General features: G+C 65.1%; 23 protein-coding genes. 5 read left to right on the top strand and 18 right to left on the bottom strand.

Features of this window, described 5'->3' with window-relative positions; all coding sequences use genetic code 11:
* Positions 1–131 precede the first annotated feature (131 nt).
* Together FSV73_RS03795 and FSV73_RS03790 are read right to left on the bottom strand one after the other, a co-directional pair.
* The gene (locus tag FSV73_RS03795) at positions 132–857 is read right to left on the bottom strand and encodes a TrmH family RNA methyltransferase (protein WP_145004030.1); all 726 of its coding nucleotides are present in this window, start codon (positions 855–857) and stop codon (positions 132–134) included.
* A complete protein-coding gene (locus FSV73_RS03790; RefSeq protein ID WP_145004027.1) occupies positions 857–2,506 on the bottom strand; it encodes an NAD(P)/FAD-dependent oxidoreductase in 1,650 nt (549 codons plus the stop codon). Before FSV73_RS03790 ends, FSV73_RS03795 begins: the two co-directional genes overlap by 1 nt.
* Positions 2,507–2,751: 245 nt before the next feature.
* On the opposite strand from FSV73_RS03790, the gene rlmE reads away from it, so the two are divergent.
* On the top strand, positions 2,752–3,372 hold the full coding sequence (rlmE, locus tag FSV73_RS03785) for a 23S rRNA (uridine(2552)-2'-O)-methyltransferase RlmE (RefSeq protein WP_007158737.1): 621 nt from the start codon (positions 2,752–2,754) through the stop codon (positions 3,370–3,372).
* An 84-nt stretch (positions 3,373–3,456) separates the two neighbouring features.
* Here rlmE and FSV73_RS03780 read toward each other — a convergent pair whose 3' ends face one another.
* Positions 3,457–4,602, bottom strand: coding sequence for an MFS transporter (locus FSV73_RS03780; protein WP_145004225.1), 1,146 nt, complete (start codon positions 4,600–4,602; stop codon positions 3,457–3,459).
* Positions 4,603–4,775: 173 nt separating this feature from the next.
* On the opposite strand from FSV73_RS03780, the gene FSV73_RS03775 reads away from it, so the two are divergent.
* Complete coding sequence (locus FSV73_RS03775) at positions 4,776–5,414, top strand: TetR/AcrR family transcriptional regulator (protein ID WP_145004024.1); 639 nt, start codon at positions 4,776–4,778, stop codon at positions 5,412–5,414.
* Positions 5,415–5,600: 186 nt separating this feature from the next.
* Here FSV73_RS03775 and FSV73_RS03770 read toward each other — a convergent pair whose 3' ends face one another.
* The gene (locus FSV73_RS03770; RefSeq protein WP_260856015.1) at positions 5,601–6,176 is read right to left on the bottom strand and encodes a nuclear transport factor 2 family protein; all 576 of its coding nucleotides are present in this window, start codon (positions 6,174–6,176) and stop codon (positions 5,601–5,603) included.
* A 750-nt stretch (positions 6,177–6,926) separates the two neighbouring features.
* Between FSV73_RS03770 and FSV73_RS03765 the strand changes: the two genes are divergently transcribed.
* On the top strand, positions 6,927–8,165 hold the full coding sequence (locus FSV73_RS03765) for a flagellin (RefSeq protein WP_145004021.1): 1,239 nt from the start codon (positions 6,927–6,929) through the stop codon (positions 8,163–8,165).
* 394 nt (positions 8,166–8,559) lie between these two features.
* The gene (locus tag FSV73_RS03760) at positions 8,560–9,891 is read left to right on the top strand and encodes an NAD(P)/FAD-dependent oxidoreductase (RefSeq protein WP_145004019.1); all 1,332 of its coding nucleotides are present in this window, start codon (positions 8,560–8,562) and stop codon (positions 9,889–9,891) included.
* A 109-nt stretch (positions 9,892–10,000) separates the two neighbouring features.
* On the opposite strand, the gene FSV73_RS03755 is transcribed toward FSV73_RS03760, so the two are convergent.
* Entirely contained in the window at positions 10,001–10,951 is a 951-nt protein-coding gene (locus tag FSV73_RS03755; protein ID WP_145004016.1) for a LysR family transcriptional regulator, read from the bottom strand.
* A gap of 106 nt (positions 10,952–11,057) precedes the next feature.
* Between FSV73_RS03755 and FSV73_RS03750 the strand changes: the two genes are divergently transcribed.
* On the top strand, positions 11,058–12,302 hold the full coding sequence (locus tag FSV73_RS03750) for a cation:dicarboxylate symporter family transporter (RefSeq protein WP_145004014.1): 1,245 nt from the start codon (positions 11,058–11,060) through the stop codon (positions 12,300–12,302).
* Between the two features lie 13 nt (positions 12,303–12,315).
* On the opposite strand, the gene FSV73_RS03745 is transcribed toward FSV73_RS03750, so the two are convergent.
* The 13 genes from FSV73_RS03745 to FSV73_RS03685 form a co-directional block, all read right to left on the bottom strand.
* Entirely contained in the window at positions 12,316–13,908 is a 1,593-nt protein-coding gene (locus tag FSV73_RS03745) for an argininosuccinate lyase (RefSeq protein ID WP_145004011.1), read from the bottom strand.
* A 67-nt stretch (positions 13,909–13,975) separates the two neighbouring features.
* Positions 13,976–15,214, bottom strand: a complete 1,239-nt coding sequence (locus FSV73_RS03740) for an OprD family porin (RefSeq protein ID WP_145004008.1) — start codon at positions 15,212–15,214, stop codon at positions 13,976–13,978.
* A gap of 396 nt (positions 15,215–15,610) precedes the next feature.
* A complete protein-coding gene (locus tag FSV73_RS03735; protein WP_145004006.1) occupies positions 15,611–16,285 on the bottom strand; it encodes a DUF1989 domain-containing protein in 675 nt (224 codons plus the stop codon).
* Between the two features lie 19 nt (positions 16,286–16,304).
* The gene (locus tag FSV73_RS03730) at positions 16,305–16,964 is read right to left on the bottom strand and encodes an amino acid ABC transporter permease (protein WP_145004003.1); all 660 of its coding nucleotides are present in this window, start codon (positions 16,962–16,964) and stop codon (positions 16,305–16,307) included.
* Between the two features lies 1 nt (position 16,965).
* On the bottom strand, positions 16,966–17,619 hold the full coding sequence (locus tag FSV73_RS03725; RefSeq protein ID WP_145004000.1) for an amino acid ABC transporter permease: 654 nt from the start codon (positions 17,617–17,619) through the stop codon (positions 16,966–16,968).
* Positions 17,620–17,622: 3 nt separating this feature from the next.
* Positions 17,623–18,264 carry an urea carboxylase-associated family protein gene (locus FSV73_RS03720; protein ID WP_145003997.1) on the bottom strand — a complete coding sequence of 214 codons (642 nt, stop codon included), beginning with the start codon at positions 18,262–18,264 and terminating at the stop codon, positions 17,623–17,625.
* Positions 18,265–18,273: 9 nt separating this feature from the next.
* Positions 18,274–18,891, bottom strand: coding sequence for a DUF1989 domain-containing protein (locus tag FSV73_RS03715; protein WP_145003995.1), 618 nt, complete (start codon positions 18,889–18,891; stop codon positions 18,274–18,276).
* Positions 18,892–18,899: 8 nt separating this feature from the next.
* A complete protein-coding gene (locus FSV73_RS03710) occupies positions 18,900–19,748 on the bottom strand; it encodes a transporter substrate-binding domain-containing protein (RefSeq protein ID WP_145003992.1) in 849 nt (282 codons plus the stop codon).
* Between the two features lie 201 nt (positions 19,749–19,949).
* Positions 19,950–20,759 (bottom strand): MurR/RpiR family transcriptional regulator, encoded by an 810-nt coding sequence (locus FSV73_RS03705; protein WP_222119435.1) that lies wholly within the window; start codon positions 20,757–20,759, stop codon positions 19,950–19,952.
* A gap of 224 nt (positions 20,760–20,983) precedes the next feature.
* Complete coding sequence (locus FSV73_RS03700) at positions 20,984–22,291, bottom strand: MFS transporter (protein WP_145003986.1); 1,308 nt, start codon at positions 22,289–22,291, stop codon at positions 20,984–20,986.
* A gap of 38 nt (positions 22,292–22,329) precedes the next feature.
* Positions 22,330–23,505, bottom strand: coding sequence for a tricarballylate utilization 4Fe-4S protein TcuB (gene tcuB, locus FSV73_RS03695; RefSeq protein WP_145003983.1), 1,176 nt, complete (start codon positions 23,503–23,505; stop codon positions 22,330–22,332).
* Positions 23,492–24,946 (bottom strand): FAD-dependent tricarballylate dehydrogenase TcuA, encoded by a 1,455-nt coding sequence (gene tcuA, locus FSV73_RS03690; RefSeq protein WP_145003980.1) that lies wholly within the window; start codon positions 24,944–24,946, stop codon positions 23,492–23,494. The genes tcuB and tcuA overlap by 14 nt, the downstream gene beginning before the upstream one ends.
* 104 nt (positions 24,947–25,050) lie before the next feature.
* Entirely contained in the window at positions 25,051–25,992 is a 942-nt protein-coding gene (locus FSV73_RS03685) for a LysR family transcriptional regulator (RefSeq protein ID WP_145003977.1), read from the bottom strand.
* Between the last annotated feature and the right edge of the window lie 180 nt (positions 25,993–26,172).

Below are 26,172 nucleotides of genomic sequence, written 5' to 3'. Positions count from 1 at the left end.
CGGCGTGCCCGAGTATCGCCACCTGGGCGACAACGCCCCCGCCCAAGCTGGCTTGGCGCCCTTGGCCTTGAACCCCCAGCGCACCGCCGGTTATCCCGGCCGAGCAATAACGGCTGCACGTTTCAAAACGGCTACCGACTCACCTCATAGGCGCACATGTTCACCGTCGCCGCCAGATTCAGGGACTCGATGGCACCCGAGCCTCTGATCGTGAAGGGCTGGGCGTCCAGGGCCGTGAGCTGCTCGCGGGGAACACCGCGGGCTTCGTTGCCGAACAGGTAACAATCGAAGGTCTTGAACTCGGCCGCCTGCACGGGCGTGCCTTGCATGTCCAGGCAGGCCAGGCGCGGGAAGCGCTCCCGCAGGCCATCGAGTTCGACGTCCAGCTCCAGCGGGGTATGGAAGATGGCACCCATGCTGGCGCGAACGACCTTGGGATTGTAGGGGTCGACGCTACCGGGGCTGAGCAGGCAGCGAAAACCACCGAACCAAGCCAGGGTGCGCAGGATGGTGCCCAGGTTGCCCGGGTCCTGGATCTCGTGCAGATAGACGGCGCGCTCGCCTTCGGCCGCTGCTGCCAAGGGCTCCTGAGGCACCGGCACCACTGCAATGATGCCCTGCGGGGTCTTGGTGTCGGCGAGCTGTGCCATCTGGCGGTCGCTGATCAGGTGCGTCCGAAACGGACTCTTCCAGTGCTCGTAGGCGCCGGTCACATAGAGCTCGGCACGCTGCAACTCGGGATGCTGCAGGGCGGCCTTTCGCAGCTCCAGCGCCAGGTGCTCGCCCTCCACCAGGAAATGACCGAATTCGGCGCGGTACTTCTTCTGGTGGAGCTTCCTGATGTCGTCGAGCTTCATCAGCCAGCGGCCCGGGCCAGTGGAGCACCTTGCTCGCTGCCTTCCGACAGCATCGCCTTGGCCAGTGCCTCGGCGACCTTGATGCCGTCCACGCCGGCGGACAGGATGCCACCGGCGTAGCCCGCGCCTTCGCCAGCCGGATACAGGCCGCGCAGGTTCAGGCTCTGCAGCGTCTCGTTGTCGCGGGTGATGCGCACCGGCGAGGAGGTGCGGGTCTCGATGCCGGTCAGGATGGCGTCATGGCGGTCGAAGCCGCGGATCTGCTTGCCGAAGGCGGGCAGGGCTTCGCGAATGGCCTCGATGGCGTAGGCAGGGAGCGATGGCGCCAGGTCACCCAGGAGAACACCGGGCTTGTAGGAGGGCTCCACTTCGCCGAAGGCGGTGGAGGGCACGCCGCGAATGAAGTCGCCGACCAATTGGCCCGGCGCCGAGTAGTCGCTGCCACCCAATTCGTAGGCGCGCGATTCCAGGCGTTCCTGCAACTCGACGCCGGCCAGCGGATTGCCGGGGAAGTCCTGCTTGGGATTGATGCCCACCACGATGCCGGAGTTGGCGTTGCGTTCGTTGCGGGAGTACTGGCTCATGCCATTGGTCACCACGCGGCCCGGCTCGGAGGTGGCGGCTACCACGGTGCCGCCCGGGCACATGCAGAAGCTGTACACGGCGCGGCCGTTCTTGGCGTGATGGACCAGCTTGTAGTCGGCGGCGCCGAGTTCCGGGTGGCCGGCGTACTTGCCCAGGCGGGCCTCGTCGATCATGCCCTGGGGGTGTTCGATGCGGAAGCCGACGGCGAAGGGCTTGGCCTCGATATACACGCCCTGGCGGTGCAGCATGCGGAAGGTGTCGCGAGAGCTGTGGCCCAGCGCGAGCACCACATGGCGGCTGTGCAGCGTTTCGCCATTGGCGAGCACCACGCCTTCGAGCTGGCCGTCGTCGATCAGCAGATCGGTCACCTTGCTCTCGAAGCGGACTTCGCCGCCGAGGGCGATGATCTCCTCACGCATGGCCGCGACCACGCCGGTCAGGCGGAAGGTGCCGATGTGCGGCTTGCTGACGTAGAGGATCTCTTCCGGCGCGCCGGCACGGACGAATTCGTGCATCACCTTGCGCGCGTAGAATTTCGGATCCTTGATCTGGCTATAGAGCTTGCCGTCGGAAAACAGGCCGGCACCGCCTTCGCCGAACTGCACGTTGGATTCGGGCGTCAGCACCTTCTTGCGCCACAGCGCCCAGGTGTCCTTGGTGCGGCTCCGTACGTCCTTGCCGCGCTCGAGCACGATGGGCTTGAAGCCCATCTGGGCCAGCAGCAGGGCGGCGAACAGGCCGCAAGGACCGAACCCCACTACCAGCGGGCGCTCGGTCAACTGGGCCGGTGCCTGGCCGACCGGGTAGTAGCCGGTGTCCGGCGCCGGGCGTACGTGCAGGTCATTGGCGAAGCGCGCCAGCACCGCCGCCTCGTCGCGTACTTCCAGGTCGATGATGTAGATGAACAGGATGACACTGTTCTTCTTGCGCGCATCGTAGCTGCGCTTGAACACGGTGAAATCGAGGAGGTCGGCGTCGCGCAGCTTCAGGCGCTCCAGGATGGCCTGGCGCAGCTCGGCGGGGGTGTGGTCAAGCGGCAGAGACAGTTCGTTGATGCGAATCATGACAATAATCCTGGCCGGTGACTCCGGCAAAGGAAGGGACGAGGAGGGGTAGGGCGGCGATTGTACCCGGCGGCCCTGGCGCTGTCAGGCCGGGACGATGGGCGCTCCACTGGGCGGCCTGGCGGTCGTTCCGGCGATCCCCGATTCGTCCTGGGGCGTTATCGGCTTATAATCGCCGCCACTTTGCGGTCGGCCAGACCTGGCGCGCGTCCGCTCCTCACCCGCTTTTCCGTGGTAGCTCCAACATGAAAAGATCCAAAAGCAGTCGTCGCTGGCTGGATGAACACGTCAACGATCCCTACGTCAAACGCGCTCAGAAAGACGGCCTGCGCTCGCGCTCCAGCTACAAGCTGATCGAGCTCAACGAGAAGGACAAGCTGATCCGGCCCGGCATGCTGGTCATGGACCTGGGTTCGGCTCCTGGTGGCTGGTCACAGGTGGCCGGTGGCATCGTCGGCGACAAGGGCCGCGTGGTGGCGACCGACATCCTGCCCATGGGCGCGCTGGACAACGTCGACTTCGTCCAGGGCGACTTCACCGACGATGCCGTCTTCCAGAAGATCCTCGGCGTGCTCGATGGCCGCCAGCCCGATCTGATCGTCTCCGACATCGCGCCCAACATCAGCGGGGTCGCGGCCGCCGACCAGGCCGCCGCCATGTACCTGGTGGAACTGACCCTCGACATGGTGCGCCAGGTGCTCAAGCCCGGCGGCAACTATGTGGTCAAGGTGTTCCAGGGCGAAGGCTCCGATGTCTTCCTGAAAGACGTGCGCACCTCCTTCGAGAAGGTGTCGATCCGCAAGCCCGAAGCCTCGCGGCCTCGGTCGCGCGAGGTCTATCTGGTGGGCAAGGGCTTCAAGGGTTGAGCGAACTTCGTTGGCAAGTGCGCTGACTCCCAGCCGTCGCCGGTGAGTCAGCGAAACGGCAATCCGGCCGTTGGGTGCTGGCACTCAGTGGCCCAGGACCGGTGAGCCCATCGCCCGGGTGCCAGCGGGAAAGCCATGGCGACGAGCCGAGAAGGCAATCGCCAGAGCGCTCAAGGCCAGCGCCAGCACGACCCAGCTCAGGGATTGAGCGCCAAAGGTTTCCAGCAGTACCCCACCGAGAATGCCGCCCCCGGCGATGGCACTGTTCCAGGTCACGACGTTCATCGCCAGGGCCGCGTCGGCGCCCGAACCTGCCGTGTCGGCCAGGGCGGTCTGCAGCAGGGTAGCGGCGCCGCCGAAGGTCATCCCCCAGACGAATACGCCCAGGTACTGCACCAGGCTCGAATCACTCTTGAGCCCCAGCAGCAGCGCAACCGCGGCGAAGGTCGCCAGGCTGACCAGTACCGCCCGCCGCAGACGGTGGTCGACGATACGACCGGTTATCCAGATGCCCAGTAGCGACGCCGCACCGAAGGTCAGCAGGACCAGATCGACGTGCTCGCGCAGCCCGGCCTGGGCGACGAAGGGGGCGATGTAGGTGTAAAGGACGTTGTGCGCCAGCATCCAGGTGAAGACCACCGCCAGGATGGCGCGGATGCCCGGGGTCTGCAGCACCTGGCGCAGCGGTAGCCGCTGGCCTGCGGTCTGGCCGGGATAGTCCGGTACCTTGGCCATCACCCAGACGATCAGGCCCAGGGTGAGCACGGACATCGCCGCGAACGCGAGGCGCCACCCCAGCAGGCCGCCCAGCCAGGTCCCCAGCGGCACGCCCAGCGACAAGGCCACGGGCGTGCCGATCATCGCGACGGCCATCGCCCGGCCCTGGAGGCGAGGCACCACCATCCGCCTGGCATAGCCGGCCAGCAGGCTCCAGGCGAGTCCGGCAGCCGCCCCGGCGGCGAGCCGCGCGATCAAGGTCAGGGTGTAGCTGGAGGACAGGGCGGTCAGGGTATTGAACAGCAGGAATCCCAGCAGGGTGGCGAGGAGCACGCGACGGCGCCGCCAGCCGGCCGTGGCGATGGTCAGCGGGATCGCCGCCACGAGTGAACCGACGGCATAGGCGGTCACCGTTTGTCCGGCCAGGGCGTTCGACACAACGAGCCCCTGAGCGATCTCGGGGAGCAATCCAGCCGGGAGGGTCTCGGTCATGATGCAGATGAAGCCGGTCATGGCGAGGGCCAGCAGCGCGGCGATGGGGAGCCGTTCGAGGGTAGCGTCTGAGTTCACGAGGAATACGTCCTTAGATATGTATCGGTCGGTACATATCTAAGCAGTGGCGTCCGCCGTGGTCAATGATTTCTGTATCGATTAGTATTAAAGTCTGGTGAAGCGGGAGGTCTGGCATGGCTCAACTGGGGCGTCCGCGGTCGTTCGATCGCACCGAGGCAATCGACGCGGCAATGCTGCTGTTCTGGCGATACGGGTACGAAGCGACCTCCCTGGCGCGGCTCAAGGGCGCGATTGGTGGCGGCATCACGGCGCCCAGTTTCTATGCGGCCTTCGGTTCGAAAGAGGAACTGTTCAAGGAGGTGGTCGCCCGCTACATGGCGACCCACGGACGGGTGAACGACCCCTTGTTCGATGAAGCGCTGGCACCCCGCGAGGCTATCGAGACGGCCTTGCTGCGGTCGGCACGGATGCAATGCGATGAGCGTCTGCCCAAGGGCTGCCTGGTTGCGCTCGGTATCCTGGGGTCCTATGCCGACGAAGAGAGCGGCGTGGCCCTGCCTCTGCGCCAGGCGCGCGCCCGCACGCGGGCTGGCCTGCTGGCTTGCGTCAGGCGAGGCATCGCCCGGGGCGATCTCGCGGCGGGTACCGATGCCGACGCCTTGGCTGCCCTGTTCGAAGGCTTCATGCTGGGCCTTTCGCCGATGGCGCGCGACGGCGCACCGCTGGCGGTGATCGAGGGCGCCGTCGGTCAGGCGATGCGGCTGTGGGACCTAAATTCCCTCGCTGGGAAAAGCGCAGCGCCTTACGGCTGATGGCGGTATGGCGTGGCGCCTGGACTTCTACCGCGGAAACCAGCTGCCGCCGCCGTTGCTACCCTTCCGCGTTCAGGGTATGGCGAATCTAGACGGCTGAGGCTCCGTGTAGGGCACCTGCGGAACGCCTTCATATAGCCACGACTGTCTTGGCTAAGCCTGCCGGTGTCATGGCAATGCCCGTGGCTAACGGTTGTCCGCCAGGGAGATGCGGTCGATGACAGCCTGATAAGCCGCCAGGTCGAGAAACGCCTCGACGCGGGTCGCTCGGCCATCCCGTAGCTCGAAGATCCAGACGTAATCGTTGCTATAGGGCGCACCATCGACCGCGGTACCCTTACCGTCCCAGCGCACCACCACCGTGTCGCCCTGCGCCCAGATGGCGTGCACGTTAGGCACGATGGGCGCGGCCAGGCGCTGCGCGAAAGGCCGTACGGCGCGCTGGAGAAAATCCTCGCGTCCTCGATAGACACCCGCGGCCGGCCCGCTGCCTTGAATCGTCCAGACCACGTCGGGCGAGAGCACGGCATCGAAGAAGCTGCCGCGGCCCGCCTGCCAATCGTTGAAGGCCTGCTCGATCAGCGTGCGGTTACGTTCCGGTGTGGAGTCGGCGTGCGCGTTGCTCAAGCCACCAGAGAGTAAGGCGCAAGCCAGTAGCCCGCTCAGGGTCAAATGTTGTGCAAGGTTCATGACGGTAGACTCCTGCAGCCTGCCCAGAGCGATGGCCGCAATGAAGGGGTTCGTTCCGATCGCCTGTGCCATCGGTAGAACACACCTTAGCGATACCCGCCTGGATGGATAACGGGTCGCCTGCTGGACGACGTGGTTAGCCCGTCTTACCAAGGGTTGGGCTACCCGACCGCAGCTGGCGCTTAGCCGCCTGGCCTGGGGGCGTGCCAGGCGGGTCCGGTGGTGTCCGAGGCCCTGCGAGCGCCTGGTAAGCGGATCAGCCGTGACGAGATCAGGCGCTCGGCGACGCTACTGTCTCCGTCCTTCCCGGCAGGTACTCCAGCATCCAATCGTTGCTGGATGTTGCGACGATAATTACCTGTGCGATAACAGTAGGGCGGCGGTTTCTGGGCAGGTATTGGCGTTGCTCTCCGCTTTTTGACGGTTGCCGGATGTAGCCCTGCCGGCGATTGAAGGTGGAGCGGCTCTGGTTCAGGGATCTCACCGGATCCGCGTGAACATCGTTTTAGTTATCTCGGGTAGGATCAAATAAGTCCTACCTTTGTTTATTAGCTCCTATGCAACAGGCATTGGTTTCCAGTTCTGCTTCATCGCTCAGGCTGATTAGTCCTACCTTTGCCTAGTAGCTACTGGCCATTATGATTGGTTGATTCGTGCAGCCACGGGCGGCACGAACTCAGGGCGTGATGACGTCTGTCATGCACCTTTGGCGAGCGGCTTTGGTGGTCCTGTGCGGTAGTGACTCCAGACGAGTCCATGGCAGGAGGCGCACTCCGCTGGGCATCTATTCAAGGATGAAAGGGCACTGGCGGAGGAAGCACAGTGAAGTTCAATGTCATCTCCAACACGGCTTCACTGGGCTTCCAGCGACAGCTCGCGGCGACCAACAGATCCCTCACCCAGTCCTTGGAGCGGCTTTCCTCCGGCACTCGCCTCAACAGTGCTCGGGATAACGCCGCCGGCCTGCAGATCTCCAACCGGTTGACGAGCCAAATCAATGGCCTTGGTGTCGCCATACGAAATGCCAGTGACGGCAATTCCGTTGCCCAGACGGCAGAGGGCGCGCTTCAAGAGTCGACCAGAATGCTGCAGCGCCTTCGCCAACTAGCGCTGAAGTCCGCTAATGGCTCGAACAGCGATGCGGACCGTACCGCGCTGAATGCTGAAGTCGGGCAACTCAAGAGCGAGCTCGACCGGATCAGCGACACCACGACCTTTGGCGGTCGTAAGCTGCTCGATGGATCCTTCGGTACGGTGGGTTTCCAGGTTGGTGCAGGGGCCAACCAACTCATCAACCTCAGTCTTGCTCAAACGAATGCGGCGGCACTCACCGGTAGCCTCTATGAAGGGCGAAGCAACAAGGTGGAGCTCGCGGTCATCGTTGAAAGTGCTGGGGGGCAGTTGCGTCAGGTGCCTTTCCAGGCGGGACGTGTCGACATCACGCTAGGCTTCGATCAGGGCGAGAAAACCGTCTCGATCAACGTGGCCGAGAACGAAGACCAGAAGGTCGTGGCGCGCAAGATCACCGAAGCGATCAATGGCGCCAGTCTCGGTGTCGGTAGCTACCTCAACAGCGACAACTCGATCAGCTACGTGTCCGGTGCAGGATGGTACGGTGGTTCATCCTTACAGACCGTGAAGCTCAGCGTTCCCGCGCAAGGCGGTCTCGACGGTATCGCGATCCTCGGCGCAGAGATCGCGAACGCGGGACCGGGGATCACCAATGCCATGCAGAAGGTGGCCAACAACCGGGTTGCCGACATCGACATCAGCACAGCCCGAGGCGCACAGGCTGCCATCTACGTGGCGGACGGCGCCATGAAGCAGATCGACGATCTCCGCGCGAGGCTGGGGGCTACCCAGAACAGATTCGACAGCGCGGTCTCGAATCTGCAGAACATCCGGGGCAACGTGATGGCGGGCCGAAGCCTGATCAGGGATACCGACTATGCCGCCGAAGCGGGGCGGCTCTCGCGCGATCAGATCCTTCAGCAGGCGTCGATTGCCATGATCGCGCAGGCCAATCAGCAGATGAAAGGTGTCCTGAGACTGCTGGGCTGACCGGCGACCGTGAGCGCCTGGCGTCTGCCTGAGGCAGCCGTTTTCGACTAGCCCTTGCGTTTCGCCGTTGATGCCCCCTGCCGTCTGGAGCGACACCTCCGTCATACCTCTTTTCATCACTCATCATTCCCGCCTACGCGTATCCGATGGCAAAATCCTTGAAGACCTCAGGCTGGAACGGGTGCATGTCCATGGCGAGCCCCTTCTAGAAAGCACGCGGGGGACCTGTGCTCCCACGTTGGCCCTGAGTAGGAGAGGGAGGCACATCCAGCTGGGCTGTCACGCGACCAGCGACGTTGGGTAGCTAACGCCTGGTCGTTGGATGGTACCCAAGGCGATCGTCCTCGCTGCGCCAACGCCCTTCGTTAACTCTTGAACTGCTACAGAGTTCGCCATGCCCATCGAAGTCGACGCTATTCCAGACAGCCCCACCTTTACCAAGGAGGCAGACGTCGTGGTCATCGGCGGGGGGATCGTGGGGGCCTGCACCGCCTACGAGCTTGCCCGTGCCGGCGTCTCCGTGGTCCTGGTGGAAAAGGGGCGGGTAGGGTGCGAGCAATCCGGGCGCAACTGGGGTTGGGTACGCCAGCAGAATCGCGACCTGTTCGAGCTGCCCTTGGCGATGTACAGCCTGCGGCGTTGGGGTGAGCTGGGCGCCGAAATCGGTATGGACCTTGGCTTCAGGCGGGAGGGCATTCTCTACGGCACCCGGCAGGAGGCCGACGTGGCGCGCTGGGAGCGTTGGGGGCAGGGCGCCAGGGAGCTCGGTTTCGTCAGCCACCTGCTCTCGGCCGAAGCGACCACGCGGCGCCTGGGCAGCGCGACCTCCAGCTGGGTAGGCGGGCTCTGGTCGCCGGACGATGGCCGCGCCGAGCCCTCGAAGGCCGCGCCGGCGATTGCCAGGGGCGCCCAGGCCCTCGGCGCGGGCCTCCACCAGCAGTGCGCGGCGCGGGGCCTGGAGATCACCAATCGCCGGGTGGCCGGGGTCTGGACCGAGCATGGCTTGATCAAGGCTGCCACCGTCGTCTGCGCGGGCGGCGCCTGGAGCTCTCGCCTGCTACGCCAGTATGGTATCGAGCTGCCGGTGGCCAATATCGTCGGGACCGCCTTGCGGACTACGGTCGCCCCGGAAGTCTTCGCCGGCTGCCTGAGTACGCCGGATTTCGCGCTCAGGCGGCGGCTCGACGGCGCCTATACCGTGGCCATTCCCGGCTTCGGGCGAATGGAGCTGGCTCCGCAGGGCATCCGCTATGCCACCAAATTCCATGAGATGTACCGAGCCAAGCTGGCGAAGAAGTTGAAGATCCGGATCGGTCGCAGTTTCTTCTCGGGACCCGAGGCGTTGGGTAGCTGGCCCCTGGACCAGGTGTCGCCCTTCGAGAAGATGCGCATCCTCGATCCGGTGCCTGATCGCGAGTTTCTGGCCATGGCGATCAAGCGCCTTACCCGCGAGTTTCCGCTGCTGGCCGGGATCAAGGTAGCCCATGCCTGGGCCGGATTGATCGATACGACGCCGGACATAGTGCCGGTGATCTCCCCGGTGGCGACGCTCCCGGGCCTGGTCATCGCAGCGGGTTTCAGCGGCCACGGCTTCGGTATCGGACCGGGCGCGGGGCGCCTGGTCAAGGAGCTGGTGCTGGAGCAGACGCCCTTCGTCGATCCCGCACCCTACCGATTGGCGCGCTTCAGCGACGGCTCGAAAATCCGACGACCCGAGATGCTGTAAGGGGCGTCCTGGACCAGGCATGCCTGGCTACGCGACCTGGCGAGTTGCCGCAAGGCGTTCGAGCAGGGCGCCCGGCTCGGCTAGCCAGGGGCACGACGCCGGCAAAGGTCTAGCGCCGCAAGGCGCGCAGCGGACGCCCCGCCAATTGCCTGGCCAGGGCAATGAAGTTGCGCGAGGCCGGTGAGGGATTGAAGGCGCGGCAGGCGAGGGTGATGGGTGCCACCAGCCTGGGCCGTGCTTCCCGAATGGCGCAATAGCAGATGCTGTCCCTATGCACCTCGGCCATGGAGGCGGGGACGGCTGAAATCCCGGCTCCGGCGGCGACGAGACTGAGATTGGTCAGCATGCGGTCCACCTCGAAGGCGATTTTCGGTTCGAACCCGGCGTGACGACAGGCATTCAGCAGGTTGGCGTACATGCCTGGTGCGCCGGGTTTGCGGACCAGGATGAAGGCCTCGTCTGCGAGGGCCGGCAGAGGAAGTCCCTGTTGCCTTACCCGTTCCAGGGCTGCGGGTGAGAGCCCTTCCAAGAGGCGATGACGGGTGGGCAGGGCCAGGAGCATCGCCTCGTTGAGCAATCGGTGATAGGCCACCTCCTCGGGCGCGTCGACCGGTGCACGCAGGATACCGATGTCCAGGTGCCCCTCCGCGACGCCATGGGTGAGTCCTTGGGCGTTGTCCTCGGCGATCGCGATGTCGACCTCTGGATAGCGCTCCCGGTAGCCACGAATGATGCGGGGAATCATCGCGTGAGCGGCCGCCGAACTGGTGAAGCCGAGGGCCAGCGTCCCGTGGACGCCCTGCGCGACGCGTGCGGCACGATGAGCCCCCTGGTCGACGCGGGCCAGGATGTCGCGCGCATCCTCCAGAAAGGCGGCGCCGCCGGCGGTGAGCGCCACACCCCGCGGATGGCGCAGGAACAGCGCGAAGCCGAGTTCCTCCTCCAGCGCCCGGATCTGCTGGCTGAGCGGGGGCTGCTGCATGTTCAGGCGCGCGGCCGCCCGGGTGAAGTGCTGTTCTTCGGCAACCATGACGAAGTAACGCAGATGCCGCAGTTCCATGGGTTCGCCTGATCTCTTGGGCGCCGGCGTACCCGGCCGATCGGTTAGGATGGTGACGCGCGGTGGGCGCTACCACCCCTACAATAACAACAACTCCGGAGTTCGAATGGTCGCGAGGCTCGCTCGCAACGGCACCGTGCAGATCATGGTGGCGGTTACCGGTGGTGTCCTACTGGGGCTCTGGCATCCCGCATGGGCGGTCGCCATGAAACCCATGAGCGACCTGTTTCTGTCTACCCTCGGCTCGCTCGTACCCCTGGTGATGTTCACCCTGATCGTGTCGGCGATCGCCCGGCTGGAGCGGGGTGCCGGTGTCCTGGCCACGCGGATGGGGCTGTACTTCCAACTGATGTCCTTGCTGTCCCTAGTGGTGGGGCTCCTCGTCGGCGGATTGATCCTGCCGGGCGCTTCGGCAGGCCTCGACCTGGTACCGATTGGGTGGGAGGGCGTAGAGCAGGCCGATACCCTGCTTGCCGCGCCCGTCGCTCCGCCTTCCTCCCTCGGCAATACGCTTCCAGGAATGGTGATAGCGGCCTTCACCCAGGGCGTCGTGCTACCGCTGCTGTCACTCGCCGTCGTGCTGGGTCTCACCTGGCGCTATCTAGGCGACTGGGGGTTGCCCTGGCTGGTCGGTATCGAGCGGGTCGCGGCGCTGCTCTTGCGGTTGCTGCGGCTGTTCATCCGGCTAGCGCCCCTCGCTGCCTTCGGGGCGATGGCCTATACCGTGGCGCACTATGGCGGGGCTTCGCTCTGGCCACTCCTGACGTTCCTGTTCGCTGTCTATCTGGCTTCCTTGGTGTTTGTCTTCGGCGTGCTGGGCCTGGTTGCCCGGTTGAGCGGTTTTTCCCTGCTGCGCCTGGTGTTCTGGCTGAGGCGCGAGTTGTTGCTCGTGGTGGTCACCGGTTCTTCGGTCGCCGCCTTACCGGCGCTGATCGGACGTCTCGAACAGGCAGGTTGCCCACCAGGGCTCGTGCGCCTGTCGCTCACCACGGGCTATACCTTCAACCTGGCTGGCTCGAACCTCTATATGGCGGTCGCCCTGCTGTTTCTCACCCAGTTCGTCGGTGTCGAGCTGTCGATGGCGCAGTTGGCACTCTTCGTACTCGTTGCACTCATCACCACCCTGGGGTCGACGAGCGTGGCGGGCTCGGCCTTCCTGACCCTGGCGGCGACGCTGGCGATTCTGCAGTTCATCCCACTGGAAGGGATTGGCCTGCTATTGGGGGTCGAGCGTCTGCTGAAATGCCGCTCCATCACCAATGTGTTGGGTAACTGCGTCGCCTGCCTGGCGCTGGCGCGCTGGCAGGGAACGCTCGATGACCAACGGCTGGAAGCTGCCCTGGCGTCCTGAAAGACCGGATGCATCAATTCTTCAGCAGCTTGGCGAAGGCCTGGTCGAGGTTGGTATCGGCGTCGGCCAGACGTTGCCGGCGGCCTTTGGTCCAGTCGACATCGGCCTGCAGGGTCTTCTTCGCCTCACTCAGCATGCGCTGCACTTCGGCGGGCTGTGGGCCACCCGTACCGACCCGCGTCCTGACCATGGCGACGGGGGACAGCGCCGCGCGGAACTCGTCTTCCCCGAGGGGCAGCTTGGTGTCCTTCCACTGGTACTTCTCGGCAGCCTGGGTATAGAGCTGCTGGGCCTTGGCGAAGGGGAAGGTCTTGGGCGTGAAACCTTCGTTGCGCGCCTCGGTGACGATCAGCGAGGCGAAGCTGTGGCCAATGCGGAAGGGCACCTGATGGCCGCGTTCCAGGGTGTCGGCCAGCTCCATCGACGTGGTCCATTCGTTCTCGAGTTCTTCCAGGGCGCGTTGCGGATTGATGGTGAGGGCATCCAGCACGTGGTCCATGCTGGTGAACATACCTATGGCGGAATCGTAGAAATTCAGGTCGTCGAAGGCGAACTTGTAGTCCGTCATGCCCGTGGTCACGTTGTGCGCGCGCAAGGTGATGGTTTGGGCCAGGCCGATGGTGTCCGAGGCCGCTTCGCGGGTGCGCATCAACAGTCCAGGGTTACGCTTCTGCGGCATGGCGCTGCTGGTGTAGGTGGAGCCTTCGTCCAGCAGGAGCCAGGGGCGGATCTGGTGGTACTGGGTATGGATGTCGCCAATCATCGCGCCGAGACGGATTGCCGAGGAGGCAGCGATGTCGGCCGCTTCGATGGGAATGTCGTAGGTGGACACCTGGCTGGAATCCAGCGAGTTCTGGCGCACGCCGTCGAAGCCGAGCAGCGAGGCGAGCCGTTCACGATTGAGGGGATAGGCGGAGTTGGCCAGTACCGCGGTACCCATGGGGCTGAGATTGAGGCGCTCGTAGAGCTGCGCGAGGCGTTGGGCGTCGCGGGCGAAGGAGTCGGCGTAGGCGAGCAGGTAGTGGGCATAGGAGATCGGCATCGCCTGGACGCCGTTGGTATAGGCCGGCACCAGCGTGTCGACGTTCGCCGCCGCAAGGGCGAGCAGCCGCTGGCGGGTCGCGTTCATGGCGTCGCTGTAGGCCAGTACCTGGCCGCGCAGGGAGGCCAGGCGATAGGTCGCGTAGATATCCTGGCGACTGCGCCCCGAGTGGATCAGCGAGGCCTCCGGGCCGATCTTGTCGGTCATGATGCGTTCCAGCTGGAGAATGTCGCTGGGCCGTTTACCGTCCGGCTGGCCGCCTTGATCGATGGCGTACGCGACGCCGCCAGCGATCTTGCGTCCCATCTCCGGGGCGACGATGCCTTCCTCGGTCAGCATCACGATGGATGCCTTGTTGATGCGGTTCAACCAGTCGAATTGGTCTTCGACGCCGCCCGCCCGCGCGCCGCTGTGCTCGACGGTGGCACCGATTCGGGCCACTTGCGCCTGGCACTCGGCGGTGGTTTTACAAGAGGTATCGGCGGTATTGGCCGCCAGGGCCAGGTTGCCACTGGCCAGCGTAATGAGTAGGGCAAGGGGTAGCAGACGCGGGATGGCGAGCATGGCAGGTGATCCTCTCAGCTAGGAAAGAGCGCAGACGCCTGGCTGCGCAAGGCGCCCGGGGTGGGCATCAGAGCAGGGGCAGGGTGTAGCTGAGAATCAGCCGGTTCTGGTCGATCTCGGTGTCGTTGTGACTGCGATAGGTGCCATTGCGCCAGCGCACCTTGAAGTGCTTCAGGGCGCCGCTCTGGAAGCTGTATTCCAGCTCGGTATCGCGCTCCCACTCCTGGCCGGCGACGCCATTCGGCCCGTTGAAATGGTCACCCCTGAGATAGCGCGTCATGAAGGCGAGCCCCGGGATTCCCCAGGCGGCGAAGTCATAGTCGTAGCGCACCTGCCAGGAGCGCTCGCCTGGATTGGCGAAGTCCGGCGACAGCATCACGTAGTTGACCAAGTACGAATCGGTGCCATTGAGGTGAGGAAAGCCGGTCTCGCCGTCCATTCGCTGGTAGGCGGCGCCAAAGGCGTGATGACCGAGGTTGTAGGTTAGTTTGATGCCGTAGGCATCGTTGTCGACATTGGTGCTGCCGGCCTTGCGCGAGCGCGCGTAGCGCAGGTCCGTTTCCAGCGACTGGTCCTTGCCGACCGGCAGGACGTGCAGGACGTTGAACATATGCTGTTCGTAGTTCTGGTCGAGGCGGCCATAGTCGTAGAGCGTGGAAAGTGCCTTGCTCCAGCGATAGCTCACGCCAGCGAAGTCGAAGCTATCGCTGGTCCGGCCGCCGGTGATGCCGCTGCCGGTGACGCTCATGTCTTCGTTCGCGCTGTCGTTGCGGACACGGTTCTGGGTGAGGCGCCCGGCGTTGAAGGTCAGTCCCTCGAATTCCTTGGACAGCAGGTGGGCGCCCTGGAAGGTCTGCGGCAGCAGGCGCGAATTGCTGCTGCGGACCGTCTGCATCCTGGGGATCAGGGTGCCCACCTTGAGGGTGGTCTGGGAGACCCGGACCTTTCCGGTCAGGCCGAGCTTGCTGTAGTCGTCGGGCGCGCGATCATCGCCAACCGGGAGCAGGCCGGTGTTCTGCCGGTCGGGGCCCGAATCCAGCTTCAGGCCCAGCATGCCGAGGGCATCGACACCCACGCCGATCGGCCCGTCGGTGAAGCCCGACTCGTAATCGAGGATGAAGCCCTGGGCCCATTCCTCACGCTTGGACTGACGGGCGCCGGATTCGCGGTAGTCGCCATTGAAGTAGAAGTTGCGTAGTTCCAGTTCGGCCTTGCTGTCGGCGAACAGCTCGGCGAAGGCATCCACGGGACAGAAGGAGGCGAGGGTGGCGGTGCCAACCCCGGCAGCGAGCGGTGACAGGCGCATGGTGGATTCCTTGACGCGTAATTGTTGTTGGGCGCGTTGGTCGTGAGCCGATGCGAGCTCACGGAAGGAACCTTAGCGGCTTCACCGAAGGATTAAAAATATATGAAATATCACCTATCAATACTTTGTGAGTATCAGATAGTGCTGCGGGGAGGCTGTAAGGAGGTTCTGCCCTTGCTCGCGTTCGTGTCCGAATAGCCCGCGAGACAGTCGGGCAGGGATGTCCTTTGGCCGGACGTATTCACCGTCAATCCGCACTGTATGGATCGGTGGCCGAACGATCGGCACCAGCCGGCGACGGAGCCTGAGTGAGATCCGGGCGAAGGCGAGGGTCAGACTCTTTCCGGCTTGGAGGGAAGCCTCCGTCCGTGACGCAGCGGATGGGTACCGGTGCAATCAGGGCGCCAGGTGTGCGGGTAGCCAGGGGCCACGGACAGGAATGTGGGAATAGGCGTCATCGAGAATGCGTAGTTCGGCATCCTTCGGCGTGTTGTCTCCTTCCCCCTGGATGCTGACGATGTCCTGCGGGCAGGCCGAGAAGGCGACGAAGCAGTCCATTTCCGCGCGTAGGGTGATGAAGTCACCCGGGCGGGTGACCGTGGGTAGGGTATCCAGATGGATATTGTCCGGCCGCACCCTGATGTTCATGAAGATATTGAACGAGGCGAGGTTGCGTCTTGGCGGAGTGACGCCCAGTTCCAGCATGCCCTCGAACAGATTGTCGGCGCAGTTCCTGTGGTAGTGGGTGCAACCGAGCAGCTCGTAGCGCCGCCGGTCGCAGGCGGCCATGAAGGTGTCGTGAACGCCCGGGGAGGTGTCTTCGACCACGGTCAGGATCGGATGCCGCTCGCTGGTGACGAAGCTGTCGCCGACCACCGGATTGAGGTGCTGGGTATAGACCCGTGTGGTCTCCATGCACATGTATTCGTTGAGGTCGTAGGCATTCCAGGCCCAGCAGTCGACCACCTGGGTACCGTGGGTATTGATGACCTGGACGCTCTGGCCAGCGCGGAGGCGGACCGCCTTGCCGTGGCCGGCGGGAATGACGATGGAACTGGACGGATGGGACATGGACGATCCTCGAGAATGACTAGAGAAGGCGATGGCGAGTGAGGCGGCGTTCCCAGGCGCCCGCGGCGGCATCGATGGCGAGCGTGACCAGCCAGTAGCTCAGGGCCACGGCCAGGTAGATTTCCAGCGGGGCATAGCTTTCCGAAATGGCCTGCTTGGCCGCGTACATGAATTCCTCCACGGACACCACCGAGAGCAGCGCGGAATCCTTCAGCAGACCGATGAAGAGTCCCGTCGCGGGTGGAATGGCGACCGGCAAGGCCTGATGCAGCGCTACATGACGAAAGCTCTGCCAGGGCGACATTCCCAGGGCGCTGCAGGCCTCGAACTGGCCTGCGGGAATGGCCGCGAAGGCGGCGCGCAGCACCTGTGCCAGGTAGGGGCCGTAATAGAGGGCCAGGGCCGTGACGCCTACCACCGGCGAGGACAGCGTGAGCCCATATTCCGGCAGGATGAAAAAGAGCATGTAGATCAGCACCAGCAGGGGCATCCCGAGGATGAAGTTGGTGTAGCTGCGCGCCAGGCCCCTGAGCACTCGGCTGTGGCTGCGCAATCCGATCCAGGCCAGCAAAGCCGCGAAGACCAGTGCGGGTACGGCACTGATCAGCGCCAGCTGCAGCGTGTACAGCAGTCCTTCGAACAGCGAAGGGAGATATCTAGCGAGAATGTCCAGGTCCATTTCAGGCGCTCCTCGGCGGATTGAAGCGAAGCTCCAGGCGGCGCGCCAACAGCAGGATCGGCCAGCAGATCAGCAGGTAGCCGGCCACGATCGGCAACATCACCGGTGTGGCGTCGTAGGTGCGGGCGATGATGAGTTGCCCCGCATAGGTCAGCTCCGTGACCGCGATGACGGAGGCCAGCGGTGTCGTCTTGACGATCAGGGTGAACTCGTTGACCAGTGCGGGCAGGCTGGCACGCAGGGCCTGCGGAGCCAGCACGTGGCGCCAGCACTGGAAGGGCGACATGCCCAGCGCCAGGGAGGCTTCGCGCTGTCCGCCGGAGAGGGTGCGATAACTCGCCCGCAGGATTTCCGCGGTATAGGCCGCACTGTTCAAACCGATCGCCAGGATCGCGGCGAGCAGCGGCTTGCCACCCAGCCCCAGCAGCGGCAGGGAGAAGAACACCAGGAACAGCTGGACGATGGAAGGCGTACCGCGCATCAGGCTGACGTACAGCCGTCCCAGGCGACTGGGCAGCCAGGCGCGGCGCTGCCGCAGCCACCAGATGACATGGCCCACGACGAAACTCAGGGCCGCGGCCGCGAGCGTCAACTCCAATGTGACCAGGAGTCCTGGCCCCAGCGCCGGCAGGGTCTTGAACAGCTGCTCCAGCACGGGCTACTCCGGAAAATCGCTCAGGCTTTCCGCGACCGACAGGGCGACGGCGGCGACCTGGTCATTGCCGGGAATGCCCGTGCAGCAGGTGGAGACCACGAATAGCATGTCCTGCACCACCCGGCAGGTGATCCGGTCGCCGGCTTTGGTCTTGTTCGGCTGCGGGCGGATGCTGCCGTCACGCTCCAGCACCACGTGCATGAACAGGTTGATCGGGTCCGGCAGCTTGGGCTGCTGCCGACCCAGACGTTCCAGTTCGGCCTGCAGCGCCTCGATGCTGCCAGTTCCCGTGTAGCCCTCGCTGCGCAGGAAGGCGGTGGTGGACGCCGGCAGCAGCAGGTCGTGGGTGCCCAGGCTGTCCTTGCCGAGCACCATCACCGGCCGGCGCCTGTTGTTCACCAGGCGCATGCCCGAGCCGAGCACATAGGAATTGCTGAACACCCGGGTGTGATGGACGGAGAGATGCACCTGCGGGTCCGCTTCGCTGAAGCCGAACAGGCTGGCGACGGCGCCGTCTTCCAGCGCCTCGATCCGCAGCAGCTGGCCGCGCTTCACGGCGATGGAGCCTGCGCTGCCCGCCGCGACGTCGACGCGCTGGGGTGGGCGGGGCGCACGATCGCCCTGGGGTTCTTTCATCAGCAGCATGGTCGGTCCTCAGACAGGCGTGGGAAGGGTGTCGGTGACCCGGATATCGATGGGGGTCACGTGCAGGCCATTGCCGGGGATGATGTCCTGCGGGCAGGACGAGACGGCGCATACCAGGTTCTTGAGCACCTTGAACACCACGTGATCACCGGCCCGGCTCTTCGGGTCGGTCACCTGCATGCGGCCGTCCGCGGTTACCGGGCCGTTCTGGAACAGGTTGAAGGGCTCCGGCACGTTCACGGCCAGGACGCCGTACTCCGCGAGGCCTTCGTGCAGGTTGTCCAGGCAGTTGCGATGGCCGTCCACGCCGAAGTCGATGCTGAAGCGCGTCGGATCGCAGGCGGGTACGTTGGCATCATGGACACCGATGCTGTCGGCGATGACTTCAAGCAACGGTTCGCCGGTGTTGGAATAGAGGTGGTCGCCGACCGCAAAGAAGAGCGAGTTCAGCGCCCGGCGAGTGTGGACCGGCGACAGGTGTTCGCGGGTATCACCCAGGACCATGGCGACGAAATCGGCCGCCTGCTGGCCTTCGGTGTCGATGATGGTGAGGTATTGGCCGGCACGGACTTCGAAGGTCCGGCCGTGTCCGGCCGGTACGTGCACCTGATGGGCGTTGCAAGACATGGAGAGACTCACTTGCTGGGGATGAAGTCGCTGGAGGGCAGGTCGAAGGTGACCCCGAGATAGCGTTGCTGCAGGGTTTTCAGTTCGCCGGATTGCTTGAGTGCGAGGATTTCGTCGCTGATCACCTGGTTCAGGCGCTCGTCGTTCTTGCGAGTTGCCCAGGCAATCCATTGGCTGTCGCCGAGTTCGCCGGCCTGCCTCACCTTGTCCGGCAACTGCTTGGCGAGCCCGCCCAGGACCGTGATGTCGTCGAAGACGAAGTCGGCGCGGCGAGTCATCAGTGCCGCCAGGGTCTGGTCCACGCTGTCGACGCTGATCAGTTTGATCGGCGCAAGATTCTTGGCCTTCAGCTCGCTATTGAACTGTTTGAGCAACTGTTCGGGGGCGGTGGTGGACTTGACGGCCCCGGTCAGGCCGGACAGCGATTCGATGCTCAGTTGGCCGGCCTTGAGCCGGCTGTCATCGGCGCGGGTCAACACGGCGTTGACGCTCTTGCCGAAGGGTACGGTGAAGAGCACCTTCGCTGCCCGCTCTGCCGTGACGTTCAGCGAAGACCCTTCCGCATCCACCGAGCCGGCGATCAGCGCAGGGATGATCCCGCTGAACGCCATTTTCTGATAGTCGAGCTCGACGCCGAGCTTGGCGGCCACGCGCTGCATGATTTCCGGCGTGTAGCCAACGATCTTGCCGCTTTCGTCGGTGTATTCGTAGGGCGCGAAGGTGGGGTCGATGGCCACCACCAGCTTGCCCTTGGCCTCCACGTCATCGAGGGTATCGGCGCTGGCAGAGCTCAGCAGGCCGAGCCCAAGGAGCACGGCCGAGAGGGTCAGAGCACAGGGAAAGCGAAGCGTCTTCATGGGGTGCCTTGGTCGTGGAGAGGGACTCAGGCGCCATCGCAGAAAGCATGCCATTCCCGGGCGCCGGACCAGCAGGCCGAGGCAAGTCATTGAAGAAACACTTGTTTCAGTTATTGTTTTAGTGAAATTAATTTTTCTTTGGCTGTCGTACCGTCGCCTATCCCTGCTTCACCTTGGTGCGGTCTGGATGTCAGTGGTGCATCAGTGGCCGATATCCAGCTCGTCGAGCTCCTGGTGCAGGCGTTCGACACGCTCCAGGTGGGAGGGCTTGCCGCCGGACAATTCCCGGCCAACCAAGGAGCAGAGGAGGTTGGTAATGGCCGAGACGCTGGCATTGCTATCGAACATCAGGGTGCTTTCGGTATGGCAACGGATCACCCAGGTGGCGAGGCGGGCCGGGCTGCCCGCCAGGACGTCGGCGAGATAGAGAAGGCGTACGCCGCTGTCGCTCATGACGCCCATGGCTTTCTCCAGCGAAGGCATTCGCCGCCGGACGCCGATGCAGATGGCGACGTCGTCCTTGCCGAGCGCGGCGAGATATTCGGCCAGGCTGTCGCCCGGCGAGGGCAGCAGCAGGACGTCCGCCCGTACCTGGATCAGGTGGGTTCGAAACATCTGGGCGATGGTCTGGCCATGGCGAAAGCCGATGACCACCACCCGGCGAGCTCCGGCAATGGCCTTCACCGCCTCGAAGAGTTCGGCTTGGTCCAGCGACTGGTAGGTCTGGCGAACATTGGCGACCTCACGTTCGAGATGCTGCGCGAGTAGGTCTGCAGCCGTATGCGCGCCCGTGCCGCAGTCCTGCAGATACAGCGGCGAACCGCCGCCGCGCAGCTCCCGAACCTGGCGACGCGCCTCGTCGTACGAGATGTAACCCAGGGAGCGGAAGAAGCGGGTGGCGGTAGCCTTGGATACCCCAGCACTCGTTGCCAGCTCCGTCGCGGTCTGCATGGCGAGCTGCCCAGGCGCGGCGAGGATCACGTCGGACAGCTTCCGCTCGACTGCGGACATCTGGTCGTAGCGCGCCTTGATCCGACTTTCCAGTGAAGTCGAGGTCCTTGGCTGGGGCTGGTCGGAGAGAGGCATCGAAGAGTTAGGGTCCGCAGGGCGTTCCCGGCAGTCTAGCGGGAAGCCTGAGGTGAGCGTAGCCCTCACAAGTCCAGAGCATGACGGCCAGGCCTGGGCCTGGCACGGAGTGGGACCGGGTCGCGGGCGCAGCCGGGCCGCGACGAGGTTCAGCGGAGCGCCGGGGTCTCTTCGAGCACGTCACGGGGGTGGCGTCGCCGATAGAGCACCAGCGTTGCTCCCAACCCACACAGCGCCGCGAACATCAGCCAGAAGGCCGGCGAGGCCTTGTCGCCCGTGGCGCTGACCAGGAACGTCGAGACCGCTGGCGTGAAGCCGCCGAACAATGCCGTGGCGAGGCTGAAGGATAGCGAGAAGCCCGCGACTCTTACCTCGGCTGGCATGACCTCCGTCAGGGCCGCCACCATGGCGCCGTTGTAGCAGCCGAAGAACATCGAGAAGTAGAGCAATACCGTCAGCAGTCGCTCGAAGCTGGGTGCGGCGGCGAGCCAGGCCATCGCGGGATAGGCCGTGAGCAGGGCGAGGGTGGCGATGCCCAGCAGCAGCGGACGGCGGCCGATACGGTCGGAGACGCTGCCACCGATGGGCAGCCAGATGAAGTTCGACACCCCCACGAACAGGGTGACGACCAGGCTGTCGCTGGCGCTCAGGTGCAGCACGGTACGGCCGAAGGTAGGGGTGTAGACGGTGATGAGGTAGAAGGTGGTGGTGGTCATGGACGCCAGCAGGCCGCCGGCCACGACCAGGACCCAGTTCTGCTTCATCGAGCGAAACACGTCGGCGGCGCTAGGGTGATGGCGACGCTGCTTGAAATCTTCGGTTTCCGCCAGCGAGCGACGAATGAAGAAGATGAAGGGAACGATCAGGCAGCCGACCACGAAGGGCAGGCGCCAGCCCCAGTCGGTCAGCTGGTCGGCGCTGAGGGTCGCGTTGAGGGCGTAGCCCAGCCCGGCGGCGATCACGATGGCGACTTGCTGGCTGGCGGATTGCCAACTGGTATAGAAGCCACGCCTTCCCGGCGTGGCGATCTCAGCCAGGTACACCGAGACGCCGCCGAGCTCGGCACCGGCCGAGAAGCCCTGCAGCAGTCGGCCGAGCAGGACCAGAGCCGGTGCCCAGAGGCCGATCTGCGCATAGCCCGGGATCAGGGCGATGAGTACCGTGCCGCTGGCCATGATCGCCAGGGTGACGATCAGCCCGCGCCGGCGACCGACCTGGTCGATATAGGCGCCCAGCACGATGGCGCCTAGCGGACGCATCAGGAAGCCCGAGCCGAATACGGCGAAGGTCATCATCAGCGAGGCGAACTCGCTATCCGCGGGGAAGAACACCCGGGCGATGTAGGTGGCATAGAAGCCGAAGAGGAAGAAGTCGAATTGCTCCAGGAAGTTGCCACTGGTGACGCGCAGGATCGCGCCGATCTTCGACGGGTTGCGGGTGCTGTCTGGGGAGGTCATGAGTGCTCCATCTTGTTGTTGTGATAGGGACGAGCGATTCAGTCGGTGCCGAGGCGTAGGCGATCCGGCTGGCGTTTCTCGATGGCGTGCTTGAGCAAGGCCGCGCTACGGAAGATGCCGTGGGCGAACTTGCCGTAGGGCATGGTGAGGAAGAACGCCATGACGGCACCCAGGTGGATGGCCAGCAGCGCGGCCATGGCGCCGGTGTCCCGCCCGGCCAGCAAGGCCAGTCCGGTCAGGCTGACCAACAGCAGCAGCAGGATGAAGGCGCGATCCATCGGTCGTTGGGCGACGTCACCCTGCTGTGGGTCCCGACGTAGACCGAGCCAGAGCAGGCCCAGCGGGCCTATCACCAGGCCGATACCGCCGGCGGTGCCGAGCAACACGGGCGCGCTGAGCAGCGGATAGGGCGCTTCCCAACCCAACAGGTAGTGGTAGAGGGTGGCCACCGAGGTGGCGGCGAAGCACAGCAGGAAGCCGTAGAAGGTGAAGTGGTGGAAGCGCCGCCGCCACAAGGTGAAGCGGTCGCTTTCGTTGTTGCAGCCCTCACCGTGACCGCCATCGAGGTATTTCAGCCGTAGCACGGCATCGGCGGCTTCCGCGCCAGCGGCCAGGTGCGACACCGGGTCGTTGGCGGTCGTGGGCGGACTGATACCACGCCAGAAGCGCCCGACGCCGATCGCCAGGGCCAGCACCACCAGGGCGAAGACCGCGCCGAACATCGCTGCCAGCAGGTTGTGCGGGAAGATCGCATAGAAGTTGCCGGCGAGAGGTCCGGGAAACAGCGTGCCCTGCACGGCGAGGGTCAGCAGCAGGAACAGGGCCAGTCCACCGGTGGTCGCCGCTGCCAGGGTGAGACCGTTACGTTGGTAGAGCCGACCGAAGGCGGCCGGCCAGGCGTACTGGGCGTAGGTCTGGCCGCGGACCTTGGCCATGGCCTGGGGGACGTTCACCGCAAATTCGTGCGGCGGCGCGTACTGGCAGGCATGCAGGCAGGCACCACAGTTGTGGCACAGGTTGGCCAGGTAGTGGACGTCCGCGCGGGCGAACTCCAGACGCCGGGTCATGGCGGGAAACACCGCGCAGAAGCCTTCGCAGTAGCGGCAGGCGTTGCAGATATGCAGCTGACGGTCGACTTCGCTTTCTTCGAGGGTGAGCAGGTCGATCAGCTGGGGCGCCTGCTCTTGCAAGGGGCGGGTATCAAGCGGCTGCATGATCGTAGCCTCGCTCGACGAAGGTGGAGGGGTGGCCTGCGGCAGCGGCGGCGCGCGCGCCGGCGATGCGGCCGAAGGCGGTGCCGATGCTCATGCCCACGCCGGCGGTGTAGCCCTTGCCCAGCACGTTGCCGGCCATCATCTCGCCGGCCACGAACAGGTTGGGGCTGGGGTGGCCTGCGAAATGCACCGCGGCGGTGGCGTCGGTCTTGAGGCCCAGGTAGGTGAAGGTCACCCCAGGGCGCAGGGCATAGGCGTAGTAGGGCGGCGTATCCAATGGCCGGGCCCAGTGGGTCTTGGCCGGGTTGATCGCCTGGGTATGGCAGTCGTCTAGCTGGGTATGGTCGAAGCTTCCCGACTGGCAGGCGGCGTTGTAGGCGGAGATGGTCGCGAGAAAGCGCTCGACCGGTACCTCGAGTTTGCTGGCGAGCTCTTCCAGGGTGCCGGCCAGCGTGCCGGGAAAGACGGGCGGCATGAAACGGCCGATGGCCTTGCGATCGATGATGGAGTAGGCGATCTGGCCCGGTTGCCCGGCCACCAGGCGGCCCCAGATGGCATAGCGCTTGGGCCAGAAATCCTCGCCTTCGTCATAGAAGCGCTCGCCGTCGCGATTGACCACGACCCCGAGCGACACGCAGTCGATGCGGGTGCAGATGCCACCGTCATAGAGGGGCGCGCGGGCATCGATGGCGACCATGTGCGCCTGGGTGGGGTCGCCGATGGCGTCGGCACCCTCGGCCAGCAGCTGCTTGAGCAGCACGCCCTGGTTGAAGCGGGTGCCGCGGATGAGGAAATTGTCCGCCGGCCATTCGCCGCGCTCGTTCTGCCCCCAGGCCTCGCGCAGCCAGTCGCGATTGGATTCGAACCCCCCCGCGGCCAGCACGCAGGTGCGCGCCTCGATGCGCTCGGCGAGCAGGGTGACCCCCTCCACCTCGCGCGCCGCCAGATGGGCGGCGACGAAGCGACCGTCCTGTAGCTCGACGTGGGACACCGGGGCATCGTAGCGGATGCCGACTCCGAGCCGGGCAGCGCTACGGTAGTAGGCGTTCATCAACGCCTTGCCACCGCCCATGAAGAAGGCATTGGTACGGGCGACGTGCAGGGCGCCGGAGAGCGGGGGTTGGAAGTGCACGCCATGGCTGCGCATCCAGTCGCGGCAGGTGGCAGAGGCACGAATCACCAGCCGCGCCAGGGCTTCGTTGGTGAGGCCACCGGTGACCTTGAGCAGGTCCTGCCAGAACTCCTCTTCCGGATACGCCTCGACCAGCACGTCTTGCGGCGCCTCGTGCATGCAGCGCAGGTTGCGGGTGTGCTGGGAATTGCCGCCACGCCAGGCGCGGGGTGAGCCCTCCAGCACCAGGACGCTGGCCCCGGCCTCCCGTGCCATCAGCGCAGCGCAAAGCGCAGCGTTGCCACCCCCGACCACCAGAACGTCGATCATCTTGGATCCTCATTGGCTGGCCATTGCGGCCTTGTTGGCCGAGGACCTTAGCCAAGAGGGGAAGGGGCCGACAGCGGCCGCCCGAGGGGAGGTCTTTAGTTTTACTAAAGGCTGGGGGCGCCGGCATCCAGCAGCGTGGCGCCCGGCCAGCGGCCGGCGCTGACCAGTTGTCGTACCACGTCCAGGATCACCACCCGGGTCGCCAGGGCGGCCGGGGAGAGTTCGTCGTCCGCCAGGCTGGCGAGCAGGTTGCGTCTCTGCAGCGGGTGATCGAGCAAGGGAAGGATACCCAGGCCCTCGGCGTAGGCGTGGGCCGCGGCGGAGCCCGGCTGGATCGTCGCCGCCAGGCCCTTGCGGACGGCCTTCATCAGGGTGGCCAGGCCATCGATCTCCATGACCACGTTGACCTCGAGCCCCAGGGTTTCCAGCGCCGCCGCCAGGCCGCTGCGCAGGCCATGCTGCATGCTGGGCAGGACCAGGGGCAGGCGGCCCAGCGCGGCCAGTGACAGGCTCGTGCCCTGGGGCACGCCGGTGAAGCCGGGTGCGTGCAGGAGAATCAGAGCCTCGTCGAGGAGCGGGTGTACCGTCCAGCGTCGACCGGGATCGGGTTGGAACACCACGGCGAGATCGAGCTGGCGCGCGTTGAGTTGGGCCCCCAGATACCCGGACAGCATTTCCACCACGTGCAACTGGATGTCCGGATAGCGGATCTGCAGGGCTTCGATCAGGGGGAGGGCGAGCACGCTCGCCACGGTCGGCGGCAGCCCCACGCTGACATAGCCCCGGAGTCGGTCACGCTGGGCCGCCTGCACGGCGTAGTCGGCCTGACGCAGGGTGAGCTGAGCGTGGTGCAGGAAGGCCAACCCCGCGGGCGTGGGCGAGACGCCCAGCGACGTCCGGTTGAGCAAGCGGATACTGAGTTCCTGCTCCAGCCGGGTGAGCTGCTGACTCAACGCCGAGGCGCCCACGCCAAGCTCCAAGGCCGCGCGTCCGAGGCTCCCCCGCTCGACGACCTTCGTGAAGTAGCGCAGCTGACGGAGCTCCATGACTGTTCGCAACCACCTGGTTGTTCTGGAGCCAGCTGTCGCTATTCCTGACGCCCGGCTCGAGGAGGATGATGGGTAGGGCCAACAGCATCGCAGATGGTAGTCAGGTAAAGCTCCACTTTTCACGCCGCCAGCGACGACATCGCTGCTTCAGGCCAGCTGCAGGGCGGCCGGCGGAGC

Origin of the sequence: Pseudomonas oryzihabitans (assembly GCF_007665395.1) — a bacterium.
Taxonomy (GTDB): domain Bacteria; phylum Pseudomonadota; class Gammaproteobacteria; order Pseudomonadales; family Pseudomonadaceae; genus Chryseomonas; species Chryseomonas psychrotolerans_C.
The sequence above is the reverse complement of the archived record's forward strand: the minus strand, read 5'-3'. Positions and strand labels throughout refer to the sequence as shown.